The 14,141-nt window shown below is 60.0% G+C and carries 13 protein-coding genes; 6 read left to right on the top strand and 7 right to left on the bottom strand.

Annotated features, from left to right (window positions below; genetic code table 11):
* Window positions 1-3: 3 nt before the first annotated feature.
* Window positions 4-1,434 (bottom strand): coniferyl aldehyde dehydrogenase, encoded by a 1,431-nt coding sequence (locus BLW70_RS03425; protein ID WP_074871694.1) that lies wholly within the window; start codon window positions 1,432-1,434, stop codon window positions 4-6.
* Window positions 1,435-1,580: 146 nt separating this feature from the next.
* Between BLW70_RS03425 and BLW70_RS03420 the strand changes: the two genes are divergently transcribed.
* A complete protein-coding gene (locus tag BLW70_RS03420) occupies window positions 1,581-2,252 on the top strand; it encodes a TetR/AcrR family transcriptional regulator (RefSeq protein WP_074871692.1) in 672 nt (223 codons plus the stop codon).
* A gap of 44 nt (window positions 2,253-2,296) precedes the next feature.
* Window positions 2,297-3,151: a sulfurtransferase gene (locus BLW70_RS03415; RefSeq protein ID WP_074871690.1), complete on the top strand. Its 855-nt coding sequence runs from the start codon at window positions 2,297-2,299 to the stop codon at window positions 3,149-3,151.
* A gap of 140 nt (window positions 3,152-3,291) precedes the next feature.
* On the opposite strand, the gene BLW70_RS03410 is transcribed toward BLW70_RS03415, so the two are convergent.
* The 5 genes from BLW70_RS03410 to BLW70_RS03390 all read right to left on the bottom strand — a co-directional run bounded on the left by BLW70_RS03410 (window position 3,292) and on the right by BLW70_RS03390 (window position 8,636).
* Window positions 3,292-4,122, bottom strand: a complete 831-nt coding sequence (locus BLW70_RS03410; protein WP_074871688.1) for an AraC family transcriptional regulator — start codon at window positions 4,120-4,122, stop codon at window positions 3,292-3,294.
* A 2-nt stretch (window positions 4,123-4,124) separates the two neighbouring features.
* Window positions 4,125-5,123: a hydrolase gene (locus BLW70_RS03405; RefSeq protein ID WP_074871687.1), complete on the bottom strand. Its 999-nt coding sequence runs from the start codon at window positions 5,121-5,123 to the stop codon at window positions 4,125-4,127.
* 63 nt (window positions 5,124-5,186) lie between these two features.
* Window positions 5,187-5,798, bottom strand: coding sequence for a 16S rRNA (guanine(966)-N(2))-methyltransferase RsmD (rsmD, locus tag BLW70_RS03400; RefSeq protein ID WP_033060498.1), 612 nt, complete (start codon window positions 5,796-5,798; stop codon window positions 5,187-5,189).
* Window positions 5,798-7,288 (bottom strand): M16 family metallopeptidase, encoded by a 1,491-nt coding sequence (locus tag BLW70_RS03395; RefSeq protein WP_074871684.1) that lies wholly within the window; start codon window positions 7,286-7,288, stop codon window positions 5,798-5,800. The genes rsmD and BLW70_RS03395 overlap by 1 nt, the downstream gene beginning before the upstream one ends.
* Window positions 7,281-8,636, bottom strand: a complete 1,356-nt coding sequence (locus BLW70_RS03390; RefSeq protein WP_074871683.1) for a M16 family metallopeptidase — start codon at window positions 8,634-8,636, stop codon at window positions 7,281-7,283. The genes BLW70_RS03395 and BLW70_RS03390 overlap by 8 nt, the downstream gene beginning before the upstream one ends.
* 344 nt (window positions 8,637-8,980) lie before the next feature.
* Here BLW70_RS03390 and ftsY point away from each other — a divergent pair, with 344 nt between their 5' ends.
* The 4 genes from ftsY to rpoH all read left to right on the top strand — a co-directional run bounded on the left by ftsY (window position 8,981) and on the right by rpoH (window position 13,153).
* Window positions 8,981-10,498 carry a signal recognition particle-docking protein FtsY gene (gene ftsY, locus BLW70_RS03380; RefSeq protein ID WP_074871681.1) on the top strand — a complete coding sequence of 506 codons (1,518 nt, stop codon included), beginning with the start codon at window positions 8,981-8,983 and terminating at the stop codon, window positions 10,496-10,498.
* Window positions 10,495-11,166 carry a cell division ATP-binding protein FtsE gene (ftsE, locus tag BLW70_RS03375; RefSeq protein WP_056738938.1) on the top strand — a complete coding sequence of 224 codons (672 nt, stop codon included), beginning with the start codon at window positions 10,495-10,497 and terminating at the stop codon, window positions 11,164-11,166. Before ftsY ends, ftsE begins: the two co-directional genes overlap by 4 nt.
* On the top strand, window positions 11,163-12,185 hold the full coding sequence (gene ftsX / locus BLW70_RS03370) for a permease-like cell division protein FtsX (RefSeq protein ID WP_074871679.1): 1,023 nt from the start codon (window positions 11,163-11,165) through the stop codon (window positions 12,183-12,185). The genes ftsE and ftsX overlap by 4 nt, the downstream gene beginning before the upstream one ends.
* 113 nt (window positions 12,186-12,298) lie before the next feature.
* Entirely contained in the window at window positions 12,299-13,153 is an 855-nt protein-coding gene (rpoH, locus tag BLW70_RS03365) for an RNA polymerase sigma factor RpoH (RefSeq protein ID WP_007897890.1), read from the top strand.
* 220 nt (window positions 13,154-13,373) lie between these two features.
* Here rpoH and mtgA read toward each other — a convergent pair whose 3' ends face one another.
* Window positions 13,374-14,096 carry a monofunctional biosynthetic peptidoglycan transglycosylase gene (gene mtgA, locus BLW70_RS03360; RefSeq protein ID WP_074871677.1) on the bottom strand — a complete coding sequence of 241 codons (723 nt, stop codon included), beginning with the start codon at window positions 14,094-14,096 and terminating at the stop codon, window positions 13,374-13,376.
* Window positions 14,097-14,141 lie beyond the last annotated feature (45 nt).

Here is a 14,141-nt window from a genome sequence, read left to right as displayed (position 1 = left end):
TCGTTAGCGGATAAACAGCTTCTGGATCAGCTTCTGAATGGATTTTCCGTACGGCGGGTAGATCAATTTAGCCGCATTGAACCGTTGTTTGATCAGCACGCTTTTGGCTTTGCTGAAGGTCAGGAAACCTTCATGACCGTGGTAATGGCCCATGCCCGAAGCGCCGATACCGCCGAATGGCATGTCGTCCTGAGCGACGTGCAGCAGGGTGTCGTTCAGGCACACGCCGCCGGAATGGGTTTCGTGAAGTACGCGGTGTTGCTCACGCTTGTCGTAGCCGAAGTAATACAGGGCCAGCGGACGAGGTCGTTCATTGATGTAGGCAAAGGCCTGATCCAGATCCTTGTAGGGAACGATCGGCAACAGCGGACCAAAGATTTCATCCTGCATCACCATCATGTCGTTACTGACATTGAGCAGCAGGCTGTGGCTCATGCGTCGCCCTTGGCCCTTGTCGAACAACGGAATCAGCAGCGCGCCCTTGCTGGTGGCGTCGCTGATGTAGCCGTTGAGGCGCGCCAATTGTCGGTCATTGATGATCGCGGTGTAGTCCGGGTTGTCGGCCAAGGTCGGATAAAAACCGCGAACTGCTTGCCGATAGGCTTCGACGAAAGCGCCGACACGATCTTCCGGCACCAGCACATAGTCCGGGGCCACGCAGGTCTGTCCGGCGTTGAGCGTCTTGCCGAAGGCGATGCGTTCGGCAGCGTCCTTGAGCGGCACGTCGCGCGAGACGATGGCCGGGGATTTGCCGCCGAGTTCGAGGGTCACCGGGGTCAGGTTTTCGGCCGCTGCACGCATCACGTGTTTGCCGATGCTGGTGGCGCCGGTGAACAGCAAGTGATCGAAGCGCAATCTGGAGAACGCGACACCGATGTCGGCTTCACCCAGCACCACGCAAACCAGGTCCTGAGGGAAGATTCGGCCCAGCAGTTCCTTGAGCAACAGACCGGTGGCAGGGGTCGATTCGCTGAGCTTGAGCATCACCCGATTGCCTGCAGACAACGCGCCGACCAATGGGCCGATGGCCAGATACAGCGGGTAGTTCCAAGGCACGATCACCCCGACCACACCCAACGGTTGATAAATGACTTTGGCCGCCGCGGGTTGAAAGGCAATCCCGACCTTGCGCTTCGACGCCTTCATCCAGCCTTTGAGGTGCCGACTGGCGTAGTGAATGCCGTGCAGGCTGGGCATCAGTTCGGCGAGCAGGGTTTCATCGGCGCTGCGATGACTGAAATCCTGGCTGATGGCATCGATCAATGCCTGACGCTCATTGCTCAACAGGTCGCGCAGGGCTTTCAGCCATTGCTGGCGCTGGGCGGCGGGCGGCATCGGGTTGGCGGCGTACGCCGCGCGTTGATCGTCGAACAGGGTCTGGAGTTCTTCCAGAGGCTGCTGCAGGTTTTGCAGATAGGCGATGTCAGCAGTCACGGTCGACTCCGGATTTATTGTAATAAAGGCCTTTTTAGAGTCTATGCTCTAGAAAGTCAAATGACATCCTGGCGCAGCTTTGTTTTATCCATCCGCGGATAGGTCGTAAGATGCCCGTCAACGCACTTTGAATTAAAGCCCAAGCCATGGCCCCTCGGATCAAAACCAGCGAGCGCATCGTGCAGAACAGCCTGGAGCTGTTCAATCAGCAAGGTGAGCGCAGCATCAGCACCAACCACATTGCTGCCCACATGGAAATTTCCCCGGGCAACCTGTACTACCACTTCCCCAACAAGCAGGCGATTATCGCGGTGCTGTTCAGTGAGTACGAAAGCCTGGTGGACAGCTTCCTGCGCCCGCCCCAGGGGCGTGCCGCCACGGTCGATGACAAGCGCTTCTACCTTAAGGAACTGCTGGCCGCCATGTGGCGCTACCGGTTTTTGCACCGTGATCTGGAGCACCTGCTCGACAGTGATCCGGACCTGGCCGCCCGTTATCGACGCTTTTCCCAGCGCTGTCTGATCCATGGCACGCACATCTACGCGGGCTTCGTCGAGGCTGGCATCCTGCAAATGGACAAGGTTCAGATCGAATCCCTGACGCTCAATGCCTGGATCATCCTGACGTCCTGGGTGCGTTTTCTGTGCACCACCCGTGAAAACTCCAATCACCTGAGCGAGCAGGCCATAAAACGTGGCGTGTATCAGGTGCTGGTGCTGGAGGCCGGTTTTGTCACGGATCAGTCTCGCGCCGCGGTGACCGCGCTGTTCGAGGAGTTTTACGTGCCACTGGCCCAGGCGTTGGAAGAAGCGGGCTAGAAAGTGCAGTTGCATCAAATATCGTCTAATCACAGGAGCCCGTTATGCCCATAGCGCAACTGATCAGCCCGCAAGCGTTGGACCTGAAAAAGGAGCAGCCGGGGCTGGTGATTCTGGATTGTCGTTTTGCCCTCGAAGACCCGGATTACGGGCAGCGCAGCTATGCCGAAGGGCATATTGCCGAGTCGAGCTTTGCCGATCTTGAGCGTGATTTGAGCGGGACAGTGGTCAAGGGTGTGACCGGGCGCCACCCGTTGCCTGAACCTGAAGACTTGATCGAACGTCTACAAGCCTGGGGCGTCAACGCCGACAGCGATGTGGTTTTGTACGACGACGGCCCGGGTGCCTACGCGGCGCGGGCCTGGTGGTTGCTGGCCTGGCTGGGTAAACGTGACGGCGTGTTCATCCTCGATGGCGGGCTCAAGGCCTGGCACGCGGCCGGTTTGCCCCTGAGTCTTGATGCGCCGCAGATTCAACGTGGCACCTTCACGGGGACACCGGACAAGTCGCTGGTCTTGAGTGCCGAACAGCTCCAGCAACGTCTCGGCCAGCCCGCGCTGACCCTGCTTGATGCTCGCGGCTTGCCGCGTTTCAAAGGCGAAGTAGAGCCGATCGACCCGATTGCCGGGCACATTCCCGGCGCGCAATGTGCGGCGTTCACCGACAACCTGGGCAGCGACGGGCGTTTTCTGCCGGCCGATCAGCTCAAGCAGCGTTTTGCCGAGAAGCTCGGTAATCGTTCGCCGGCTGATCTGGTGTCGTACTGCGGTTCTGGCGTGACGGCCTGTCACAACTTGTTTGCGCTGTGTCTGGCGGGTTATCCGTTAGGCTCGTTGTATGCCGGTTCATGGAGCGAGTGGATCAACGATCCTGCGCACGCCATCGCCATCGGCGAGTAATCCCGATCGAATGTGGGAGTGAGCCTGTCTCGCGATTAGGGGATACCAGTCAGCATCAATGTTGACTGTTAAACCGCAATCGTCGGAACGCCGCCCGGAGCAGGCTCACTCCCACAAGGGGCAATTGATGCGTTGAGATATCACCGTAAGCGCGCACTTCGATACGCCCCCGGCCCAACCCCGTAAACCTGCTTGAACTGCCGGCTCAGATGACTCTGGTCAGCAAACCCCAACTGCGTCGCCACTTCCAGCGGCAAACAACCGTTCTGTAACAACGCCCGCGCCCGAGCGATGCGCTGCTGCATCAGCCAGGTGTGCGGTGGCATGCCCGTGGCGCGACGGAACACCCGGGCGAAGTGAAAGGGCGAAAGGTTGACCGCCGCTGCCAGTTCTTCCAGCGAAGGCGGCGCCGCCAATTGTGCTTGCAGCAACTCCTTGGCCAGCGTCACCGCCCGGTGTTCCTTGCCCGGCTTGCCTGCAATCGGCACCGCTGCGTGCCGTTGCAGCAGCGACAGCATCATTTCCCGCCACACCGTTTGTTGCTGCAAGGCAGTGGACGGACTCTCCAGCAGACGATGCAGCTGGCAGAAACCCTCTACCAGATCCGGATCGCGATACAGCGTCGCACCGAACGCCGGCAAGTTGCTGGTCGGCAGTTCAAGCTCATCGAGTAGCGACAGAATCTGACCGCTGTCGGGATAGAACGCCCGATACAACCAACCATCCTCCGTGCCTTTATGGCCGGTGTGCAGTTCGTCCGGATTGATCAGCACCAGCGTACCGCTACCGGCCAGGTGTTCGGCGCCGCGATAGCGATAGCGTTGGGCGCCGGCCATGATCATGCCGATCACGTACCCGTCGTGCACATGGGGCGCGAAGCGGTGTTCGATGTAGCGCGCAGACAATAATTCGACGCCGGCCAGCGGCGCTGTTTGCCAGAATCGGATCGACTCACCTTGATCGACGCCCATTCTTACTGGCGGCCCACGGAAGTCAGCCACTGCGGGATGCGGCGTTCCAGGTAGTAACCCGGTTGCTTGAACGAGCCTTCGACGAAGCCGACATGCCCACCCTTGGTCTGTAGCTCGAATTGAGTGCAGGCGGACAATTCGTCGGCTTGCGGCAGGCTATGAGGAAAGACAAAGGGGTCGTCGGCCGCTTGAATGATCAGGGTCGGCGTACGAATCTCGCCAAGGAAATAGCGACTCGAAGCGCGGCGATAGTAATCCTCGGCATCGGCGAAACCGTTCAACGGCGCGGTGACCCGGCCATCGAAATCCCAGAACGTGCGCATGTTCTCCAGTGAGCCCAACGCGGCCAGCGCCGCCAGGCCATCCTCGCGCCCGTCATGCTGGAACTGGCGTTGCTTGTTCTTGATGTAGGCGACCATCTCCCGCATGAAATGCGCCTGATAGAACTTCGAAAAACCCTGGCCGATACGGTCGGCGCATTGATCAAGACGAAACGGCACCGACACCGCCACCGCACCGAGCACGCCACTGTTGCTGCCGGATTCGCCCAAGTGCTTGAGCAACACATTGCCGCCCAGGGAATAGCCGACCGCATACAACGGCGCGAGCGGTCGTTGGGCTTTCAGGTGTTTGATGGTTTCGGCGAGGTCTTCACTGACGCCGGAGTGGTAACTGCGCGGCAACAGATTCGGTTCGCCCGAACAGCCGCGCCAGTTCAGTGCGACGCTGGCCCAGCCTTGGGCACCTAGCGCTTTTTGCACGCCGGCCACGTAAGGCGAATTTGAAGAGCCGGTCAGACCGTGCAACACCAACACCAGTGGCGCACTGACGCTGTGTGGGCCGTGCCAGTCGAGGTCGAGAAAGTCGCCATCCTCAAGCCACAAGCGTTCGCGCTGGCGTTCGATGTGCGTGGTTTTGCGCCACAGTGGTCCCCACAAGGTCTGCAAGTGCGGGTTGCCGAGGCCGAAGGCGGGGGTGAAGCGTTCTGGCAGATGAGGCACGATGGTTCTCGATGCAGCGGTGCGAGCCTCGTGTGAGGCGCGCCCCTTTTTCAGGCCGGTTGATTAACCGGCAATCTCTGCCATACGTTGCCACAGCGCGTAATACACCCGCCCGGATTTCTGCTCCCGGTGCAGGCGCCAGTTGCCTGGTAAGCCAAGGCTCGATGGCGCATTCTCGCTTTCAGTGTAGATCCAGGCTTCGTCGGCCAGCCACTGACGTTCTTCAAGTAATGCACAAACGCCTGGCAACAGGTTCTGGTTGAACGGCGGATCGAGGAACACCAGGTCGTACGCAGTCGCTGTCTGGGTTTCCAGGTAGCGCAGGGCATCGGCGGTCTGAATCTGGCCGGTGGTGCAGCGCAGCGTGCCCAGATGTTCCTTGATGCTGGCGACCGCGATGTTGCTGGCGTCCAGCGCCTGGCCCATGGCCGCGCCACGGGACAAGGCTTCGAGGAACAACGCGCCGCTGCCGGCGAACGGGTCCAGGACCTTGGCGCCAGCGACATACGGCGCGAGCCAGTTGAACAGGGTTTCACGCACCCGGTCCGGGGTAGGTCGCAGGCCTGGGGCATCCGGGAAGCTCAGCTTTCGGCTGCCCCATTCACCGCCGATGATGCGCAGTTGGTTCACGCCGTTATGGACGTTGTGTACGGGTTTTTTTGGACGAGTGGCCATTAATGCTCCGGAACCCCGAGCGGTTGCTCGGCAGGTTTATCAGTGGGGGCCGGTAACGGCTTTTGCGGCACGGTCGGGCCAGCGCTGACGATGACCATTTTGTCCGTGCTCAAGTGTTTGTTCAGTGCAGTTCTGACCTGCTCGACCGTCAGGCTCTGGGACTCGCGCATAAAGTCATCCAGGTAACTCAGCGGCAGGTTGTAGAAACCCATGGCGCCGAGTTGACCGACGATATCGGCGTTGCTGGCAGTGGACAGCGGGAAGCTGCCGGCCAGTTCACGCTTGGCGTCGTCGAGTTCTTTCTGGGTCGGGCCGGTTTTAAGGTAGTCGGCGAGCACATCCTGCACCAGCTTCAACGTGCCTTCGCTCATCTCGGCGCGGGTTTGCAGGTTGATCATGAACGGGCCGCGCGCCTGCATCGGGGTGAAACCCGAATAGACGCCGTAAGTCAGGCCGCGCTTCTCGCGCACTTCGCTCATCAGTCGTGTACCGAAACCACCGCCACCGAGGATTTGGTTGCCCATGGACAGTGCCGCGTAGTCCGGGTCGTCACGGTCGATGCCCAATTGCGCGAGCATCAGGTTGGTCTGCTTGGATGGAAACTCGATGTGGCCGATGCTGGCTTTCGGTTCCTCCGGCTGCGGGATTTTCGCCAGCTCCGGACCTTTAGGCAGCGCACTGGAAACTTGTGCGGCAATCGCTTCGGCTTCAGCGCGAGACAGGTCGCCCACCAGCGCAATCACCACGTTGCCGGCTGCATAAGCCTTCTCATGGAACGCGCGCATCTGGGCCACGGTAATCGCCGGAACGGTCTTAGCCGTGCCGTCGCTGGAATGTGCGTACGGATGATCGCCATACAGACGGTTCATCAGCTCCAGGCTCGCGAGCTTGCCGGGGTTCTGCTTCTGGTACTCGAAACCGGCGAGCATCTGGTTCTTGATGCGCGCAAAGGAATCGGCCGGGAAGGTCGGTTTGCCGACGACTTCCGAGAACAACTTCAGCGCCGGTTCGCGTTTGTTCGCGGCACTGAGGCTGCGCAGCGAAGCCAGAGCCATGTCTTTGAATGCGCCGTTGCCAAAGTCTGCGCCCAGGCCTTCGAAGCCCTGAGCGATGGCGCCGACATCTTTGCCGGCCACACCTTCGTTGAGCATGGCGTTGGTCAGCATGGAAAGGCCAGGTGCGTCACCGTCCTGGCTGCTGCCGGCGGCAAAGATCAGGCGCATGTCGAACATCGGCAGCTCCCGGGCTTCGACGAACAGCACCTTGGCGCCCTCGGCGGTTTTCCACGTCTGCACGTCCAGGGTGCGGTGGCTTGGCGCTTTGCCGTCGAGTTCGGCCAGTGATTGCAGTTTCTGGCTGGCCTTGGCCTTGTCCAGCGCTTCGCTGGCCTTGGAATCGTCGGTCTTGGAGAAGTAGAAAGCGGCAGATCCGATCAAGGCGACAACGATCAGGCCAATCAGCGCCAGGCGCGGTTTTTTACGCTCACTCATGAGTCGTCTCCTCTGGCAATACATGGGCGACGCTGAGACGTTCGCGGGTGAAATACAGCTTGGCGGCTTTCTGGATGTCTTGCGGGGTCACGCTTTCCAGCTCGGCGAGTTCGGTGTCCATCAGCTTCCAGGACAGGCCGACGGTTTCCAGTTGACCAATGGCGGTGGCCTGGCTGGTGATCGAGTCACGCTCGTAAACCAGGCCGGCGATGACCTGCGCGCGGACGCGTTCCAGTTCTTCAGCGGACGGCGCGGTGGTTTTCAGCTGTTCGAGCAGTTTCCAGAGGCCCGCTTCGGCCTGGGCCATGGTTTTGTTTTTCTGGGTATTGGGCGTCGCCGACAAGGTGAACAGGCTGTCGCCACGGGTGTAGGCGTCGTAACTCGACGAACCGCCGGAGACCAGCTCTTCGCCGCGCTCCAGTTGTGTCGGGATGCGTCCGCTGTAGCCGCCGTCGAGCAGGGCGGAGATCAGGCGCAAGGCGTTGACCGAGCGTTTGTCTTCAGCGGTGGCGATGCTTGGCACGTTGAAGCCCAGCATCAGGCTTGGCAGTTGAGTCTGCACATGCAGGGTGATCTTGCGCTCGCCGGGTTCGGCCAGTTCCAACGGGATTTTTGCCGAGGGCACATCACGTTTGGCGATCGGGCCGAAATAGCGCTGGGCCAGGGTCTTGACCTCGTCCGGGGTCACGTCACCGACCACCACCAGCGTGGCGTTGTTCGGCACGTACCAGGATTGGTACCAGTGGCGCAGCTCTTCGACTTTCATGCGGTCCAGGTCAGCCATCCAGCCGATGGTCGGCGTGTGGTAACCGCTGGCCGGGTAGGCCATGGCCTTGAAGCGTTCGTAGGCCTTGGACATCGGCTTGTCGTCGGTGCGCAGGCGACGTTCTTCTTTGATGACTTCGATCTCGCGGGCGAACTCGTCGGCCGGCAGGCGCAAGCTGGCCATGCGGTCGGCTTCCAGTTCGAAGGCCACGCCCAGGCGGTCGCGGGCCAGCACCTGGTAATACGCCGTGAAGTCATCGCTGGTGAACGCGTTCTCTTCGGCGCCGAGGTCGCGCAGGATCAGCGAGGCTTCACCGGGGCCGACTTTCTCGCTGCCCTTGAACATCATGTGTTCCAGGGCGTGGGACAAACCGGTCTGACCCGGGGTCTCGTAGCTGGAGCCGACCTTGTACCAGACTTGGGAAACCACCACTGGCGCACGATGGTCTTCGCGCACGACGACCTTCAGGCCGTTATCGAGGGTGAATTCATGGGTGGGTTGAGGATCGGCAGCCAGGGCCGAGAGGGGCAGACAAACTGTGCTGAGCAGCAGGCCTGCAGCGCGGCGGGCTAGAGCATTCATTCGTTTTTAAACCTTTGGGGCTGCCCGCTTGGTCTTAGCGTCGGCGGGCGAGAGGGTGCTAGGATACTGATCCGTTTTACTGGCGGCCACGCCTATCAGGCCTTTGATCGGTCAGCAGGTTGTTTGGGTTTACGGCGGAAGCTTTGAGTTTGTCAGCTAAACTCTGCGTTTTCGCCGACGATGCCGTTCCAGTCCTTCGTATTAGTCGACCTTTGAGGTGCTGTTTGCACCTCGACAAAATGTTGCGCGTGAACAAGCTGGGTCAATCGCAGTCTGTTCTGCATCGAATATTTATTTGCCGAGGCGCCCTTTGGCGCGTCGCTACCGTGAGATAGCCGTCCTCCATGTTTGGTTCCAACGACGACAAGAAAGCCCCAGCTGCGGCTGGTGAGAAGAAAAGCCTGTTCGGATGGCTGCGCAAAAAGCCGCAGGAACCCGTCGTCGAACAGCCACAACCACTTCCTGAGCCCACGCCTGCGCCGGTAATAGAAGAAGAGCTTGCGCCGATTATCCCGCCGATCTCCGAGCCGGTGTTGCAGCCGGCCATCGAGCCTGAGCCTGCTGTCGTCGCCGAAGTCGTGACCCAAGTGCCGCTCACGCCCGTTGCCGAGCCGTGGCTGACGTTGCCCGTAGCGGAAGAGCCGGTGTCATTGGTCGAAGACGAGCTGGCGCCGCACGTTACGCCACCGATTCCAGCGCCGACTGCGTTTGCTCCTGAGCCTGTTCAAGCGCCAGTGGTTGAGCCGGTTGTCGCGCCAGTGGTTTTGGCCGAGCCTGAACCGGTTGTTACAGAACCTGTGGTGCCCGTATTCATTGCTCCGGTTGCTCCGGTTGCTCCGGTTGCTCCGGTTGCTCCAGCACCTGCGCCGGTCGTCGCTCCCGTCGTTCCCGTCGAAGCGCCTGCCGAGCCTGTGCGTACCGAAGAAACCAAAGCCGGTTTCTTCGCCCGCCTGAAACAAGGCTTGTCCAAGACCAGCGCCAGCATCGGCGAAGGCATGGCCAGCCTGTTCCTGGGCAAGAAGATCATCGATGACGAGCTGCTCGAAGACATCGAAACCCGCCTGCTGACCGCCGATGTGGGCGTCGAGGCGACTTCGGTGATCATTCAGCGCCTGACCCAGAAGGTCGCTCGCAAAGAACTGGCCGATGCCGACGCGCTGTACAAATCCCTGCAAGCGGAACTGGCGGCGATGCTCAAGCCTGTCGAGCAACCGCTGAAAATCACTTCGCAGAACAAGCCGTTCGTAATCCTGGTCGTTGGCGTCAACGGTGCCGGCAAGACCACTACCATCGGCAAGCTGGCGAAGAAGCTGCAGCTCGAAGGCAAGAAAGTCATGCTCGCGGCTGGCGATACCTTTCGCGCCGCCGCCGTCGAACAATTGCAGGTCTGGGGCGAACGCAACAAGATCCCGGTCATCGCCCAGCACACCGGCGCGGATTCGGCTTCGGTTATCTTCGATGCCGTGCAAGCGGCCAAGGCCCGTGGCATCGACGTATTGATCGCCGACACCGCCGGTCGCCTGCACACCAAAGACAACTTGATGGAAGAGCTGAAGAAGGTTCGCCGGGTCATCAGCAAACTCGACGCTGACGCGCCTCACGAGGTGCTGCTGGTGCTTGATGCCGGTACGGGGCAGAACGCGATCAGCCAGGCCAAACAATTCAATCAGACCGTCGAACTCACCGGACTGGCGCTGACCAAGCTTGATGGCACCGCCAAAGGTGGGGTGATTTTTGCCCTCGCCAAGCAGTTTGGCCTGCCGATCCGCTACATTGGCGTCGGTGAAGGTATCGATGATTTGCGTACTTTTGAAGCAGAACCCTTTGTCCAGGCACTGTTTGCCGAGCGGGAGCGTTCATGATTCGTTTCGAACAGGTCGGTAAACGCTACCCGAACGGCCACGTCGGCTTGCATGAGCTGAGCTTTCGAGTTCGTCGGGGCGAGTTTTTGTTTGTGACCGGCCACTCTGGCGCCGGTAAAAGCACCTTGTTGCGCCTGCTGCTGGCGATGGAGCGTCCGACTACCGGTAAATTGCTGCTGGCCGGGCAAGACCTGAGCACCATCAGCAACGCGCAGATTCCTTACCTGCGACGGCAGATCGGCGTGGTGTTCCAGAATCACCAGCTGTTGTTCGATCGCACGGTGTTCAACAACATCGCGCTGCCCTTGCAGATCCTGGGGTTGTCCAAGGCCGAGATCACCAAGCGCGTGGATTCGGCGCTCGAGCGCGTGGCGCTGTCGGACAAGACCGACTTGTACCCTGGCGACCTGTCCACCGGTCAGCAACAGCGTGTCGGTATCGCCCGCGCCATCGTTCACCGCCCGGCCTTGCTGCTGGCGGACGAACCGACCGGTAACCTCGATCCACGCCTGGCGGCAGAAATCATGGGCGTGTTCGAAGACATCAACCGTTTGGGCACCAGTGTGTTGATTGCCAGTCACGACCTGGCACTGATCGCCCGCATGCGCCACCGCATGCTGACCCTGCAACGCGGTCGATTGATCGGTGACGGGGAGGCCGGCGTATGAGTGCGACACGCAGCCCCAAGGTTTCCGAGCGCGTGGCCCCGAAGGCCGCCGACCAACAGCCGCAGAAGAAAAAACGTGACGATGATGACGGCCCGGATTTCGCCACGTTGTTTCGTGCCTGGGTCGAAAGTCATCGCGCCAGTTTGCTCGACAGCTTGCGCCGTTTGGGCAAGCAGCCCATCGGTAGCTTCTTCACCTGCATGGTGATGGCGGTAGCCCTGAGTTTGCCGATGGGCCTGTCACTTTTGCTAAGTAACGTCGAGCGTCTTGGCGGCTCCTGGCAGCGTGCGGCGCAGATTTCCCTGTACCTGCAAATCGAGGCCAGCCCTGCGGAAGGCGAGTCGTTGCGTGAGCAGATCAAGGGGATGCCGGGCGTAGCTGATGCTGAATATGTCGGTCGCGATCAGGCGCTGGAAGAGTTTCAGTTGCAGTCCGGTCTGGGCGAGGCGCTGAAAGAACTGCCGGAAAACCCGCTGCCGGGCGTGGTTCTGGTGACGCCGAACGAGGTCGACAAGCCAGCCCTTGAAGCATTACGACAAAAACTTTCCGAGCTGCCGAAGGTACAACAGGCGCAACTTGATCTAGTCTGGGTCGAGCGTCTGGCAGCCATCCTCAAGCTGGGTGACCGTTTTGTCTTCGGTCTGACCGTGCTTCTGGTGTCTGCATTACTTTTGGTGATAGGCAATACCATTCGTCTTCATATTGAAAACCGCCGCACAGAGATAGAAGTGATTAAACTCGTCGGCGGCACTGACAGCTATGTGCGCAGGCCCTTTCTGTACATGGGTGCGCTTTATGGCTTCGGTGCGGGGATTCTTTCCTGGGGCGTATTGGCGTTCGGCCTTGATTGGCTGAACGACGCGGTGGTTGGGCTGGCCGGGTTGTACGGCAGTGATTTTGCGCTGGCCGGAGTGCCAGTCGCCGACGGTCTGTCTCTCTTGCTTGGCGCGGTGCTGTTGGGGTATATCGGTGCATGGATTGCAGTCGCACGCCACCTGAGGGAGCTTGCGCCTAAGTAGTATCATTTTGCTCGTATTGACCTTTCAGCGTTTATGGGAACTTGTCTTTCGGTTCCCGGTCAATTTTCGCAGTGCTGAACTGCACGAGTTATGTAAGTCGGAGGTTTTTTCGTATGACCAATTCTTTGCAACCTGCATATGCTCTGGTCCCGGGTGCAAACCTGGAGGCCTATGTGCACACGGTGAACAGCATTCCATTGCTGACGCCGGAGCAGGAGCGCGAACTGGCCGAGAGTCTCTATTATGAGCAGGATTTGGGGGCGGCTCGGCAGATGGTGCTCGCCCACCTGCGTTTTGTTGTACATATCGCCCGTAGCTATTCCGGCTACGGTCTGGCTCAGGCTGACCTGATCCAGGAAGGCAACGTCGGCCTGATGAAGGCGGTGAAGCGCTTCAACCCGGAAATGGGTGTGCGCCTGGTGTCCTTTGCGGTGCACTGGATCAAGGCGGAAATCCACGAGTTCATCCTGCGCAACTGGCGCATTGTGAAAGTCGCGACCACCAAGGCCCAGCGCAAGCTGTTCTTCAACCTGCGCAGCCAGAAGAAACGTCTGGCGTGGCTGAACAACGAGGAAGTCCATCGTGTGGCGGAAAGCCTCGGTGTAGAGCCTCGGGAAGTGCGTGAGATGGAAAGTCGCCTGACCGGCCATGACATGGCCTTCGACCCGGCCGCGGAAGCGGACGACGACAGCGCTTTCCAATCGCCGGCCAACTATCTGGAAGACCACCGGTACGACCCGGCCCGTCAGCTGGAAGATGCCGACTGGAGCGACAACTCCAACCACAACCTGCACGAAGCGCTTGAAGTGCTGGACGACCGTAGCCGTGACATCCTCTACCAGCGCTGGCTGGCGGAAGAAAAAGCCACGCTGCATGACCTGGCGCAGAAGTACAACGTGTCGGCAGAGCGTATTCGTCAGCTCGAGAAGAGCGCGATGAACAAGCTCAAGTTGTCGATTGCCGCTTAACAGCAGCTCAGGCACAAAAAAACGCCCCGATCATTGATCGGGGCGTTTTTGTTTGTGCCCATTTTTCCTGAGTCACCATAAACCAATGTGGGAGCGACGGTGCGACGATTCGAGCTGCTCGCGATGGCGTCAGGTCAGTCGCTATAAATATTGAATGATCAATAGCTATCGCGAGCAGGTCGAATCGTCGCACCGTCGCTCCCACAGGAGATTTGCAGTGTCATTGGGACCAAGGTGCGCGGCGTGAATCATTGATCCCGACCAGATAGCTATCGCCCCCGAGCTGACTCATCTGCTGTCGAATCCATCCCGCCCGCCGTGCGACGTAGTTAGTCGGATGACTGGCGCTCCAAACCCGCGGGTTAGGCAGCACCGCAGCCAGCAGGCTGGCCTGCTGCCGGGACAGCGAGCGAGCGCCGACGCCAAAGTGATGCCTGGCTGCGGCTTCAGCGCCAAACACACCGTCATCCCACTCCACGCTGTTGAGGTACACCTCAAGAATTCGCTGCTTGGGCCAGAACACTTCGATCAGCCCGGTAAACCAGGCTTCCAGGCCTTTGCGCAACCAGCTGCGGCCAGACCACAGAAACAGGTTCTTCGAGACCTGCTGGCTCAGGGTGCTGGCGCCACGAATCGTTCCGCCGAGTTCGTTGTGGGCCAGTGCGGCCTGGATCGCGCCAAAGTCAAAGCCCCAATGCTCCGGGAATTTCTGATCTTCGCCGGCAATCACCGCGACTTTCAGGTCATCGGAGATTTCATCCCAGGGTTTCCAGGTGCGTTGCAGGTCGATGGGTTCGCCGTCGAACCAGGATTCGATCTTGCGCTCGACCATCAACGCCGTTCCCGGTGGTGGTACCACGCGAAAGATCAGCACCAGCAATACGCTGCCACCCGCGAACCAGAGCAGGGCCTTCGTGAATCGTCGCAAAAATAAACGCAGCATAGAGATGGCTTGGCCGAACCCGTTGAGCGGGCCATTATACAGACC

This window comes from Pseudomonas frederiksbergensis (assembly GCF_900105495.1).
Classification (GTDB): Bacteria; Pseudomonadota; Gammaproteobacteria; order Pseudomonadales; family Pseudomonadaceae; genus Aquipseudomonas; species Aquipseudomonas frederiksbergensis.
This window is presented reverse-complemented; position numbering and strand designations above follow the sequence as displayed.

What these genes read in the sequence shown, in the direction of transcription:
- BLW70_RS03420 (WP_074871692.1), top strand. Translation starts at nt 1,581, where the DNA reads ATGGCCCCTCGGATCAAAACCAGCGAGCGCATCGTGCAGAACAGCCTG.
- BLW70_RS03415 (WP_074871690.1), top strand. Translation starts at nt 2,297, where the DNA reads ATGCCCATAGCGCAACTGATCAGCCCGCAAGCGTTGGACCTGAAAAAG.
- BLW70_RS03410 (WP_074871688.1), bottom strand. Translation starts at nt 4,122, where the DNA reads ATGGGCGTCGATCAAGGTGAGTCGATCCGATTCTGGCAAACAGCGCCG.
- rsmD (WP_033060498.1), bottom strand. Translation starts at nt 5,798, where the DNA reads ATGGCCACTCGTCCAAAAAAACCCGTACACAACGTCCATAACGGCGTG.
- BLW70_RS03395 (WP_074871684.1), bottom strand. Translation starts at nt 7,288, where the DNA reads ATGAGTGAGCGTAAAAAACCGCGCCTGGCGCTGATTGGCCTGATCGTT.
- BLW70_RS03390 (WP_074871683.1), bottom strand. Translation starts at nt 8,636, where the DNA reads ATGAATGCTCTAGCCCGCCGCGCTGCAGGCCTGCTGCTCAGCACAGTT.
- ftsY (WP_074871681.1), top strand. Translation starts at nt 8,981, where the DNA reads ATGTTTGGTTCCAACGACGACAAGAAAGCCCCAGCTGCGGCTGGTGAG.
- ftsE (WP_056738938.1), top strand. Translation starts at nt 10,495, where the DNA reads ATGATTCGTTTCGAACAGGTCGGTAAACGCTACCCGAACGGCCACGTC.
- ftsX (WP_074871679.1), top strand. Translation starts at nt 11,163, where the DNA reads ATGAGTGCGACACGCAGCCCCAAGGTTTCCGAGCGCGTGGCCCCGAAG.
- rpoH (WP_007897890.1), top strand. Translation starts at nt 12,299, where the DNA reads ATGACCAATTCTTTGCAACCTGCATATGCTCTGGTCCCGGGTGCAAAC.
- mtgA (WP_074871677.1), bottom strand. Translation starts at nt 14,096, where the DNA reads ATGCTGCGTTTATTTTTGCGACGATTCACGAAGGCCCTGCTCTGGTTC.